The sequence below is a fragment of the Psychrobacter sp. UBA2514 genome, from assembly GCF_002341255.1.
Lineage (GTDB): Bacteria > Pseudomonadota > Gammaproteobacteria > Pseudomonadales > Moraxellaceae > Psychrobacter > Psychrobacter pacificensis.
The window spans coordinates 6379-6866 of sequence record NZ_DDNS01000011.1 but is presented as its reverse complement, the minus strand read 5'-3'; the positions used below and the strand labels follow the sequence as shown (position 1 = coordinate 6866).

Below are 488 nucleotides of genomic sequence, written 5' to 3'. Positions count from 1 at the left end.
GACTGGCGCGCACCGTCTTCTAATGCACCCAAAATATCAGAGAAGCTCATACGTGTTTCAGCACGTAGCATACTGATTACCACGGTAAAACCAATCGTATAAGCAGCTGCATATCCCACAGGTACATTTCTGATTAATAAGAAAATCAAAAAGACAATCGGTAATAGCATGTGACCGCGAGCTTTTAACACTTCTTTTACCGCGGGTAAGCTCTCTTTGGCGATACCTTTTAGGTCACGACGTCCAGCGCGAAAGTGCACTTGTGCAATGACCCCTAAGTAGTACAATATCGCAGGCAATAAAGCGGCAAGCGCAATCGTACTATACGGCAGACCAGTGGTCTCCGCCATAATGAACGCACTGGCTCCCATAATCGGTGGCAAAATCTGTCCGCCAACCGAGGCACTGGCCTCAACCGCGCCTGCAAAATCTTTATGATAACCAACCTTTTTCATCAATGGAATGGTAAAGGCACCCGTACTTACCAC

1 protein-coding gene is annotated in these 488 nt (G+C 47.1%); it reads right to left on the bottom strand.

Annotation, left to right across the window (positions count from 1 at the left end):
- Positions 1-488: TRAP transporter large permease subunit (locus B3V51_RS04065; RefSeq protein ID WP_286708031.1), on the bottom strand; the 488-nt coding region annotated here is incomplete at both ends.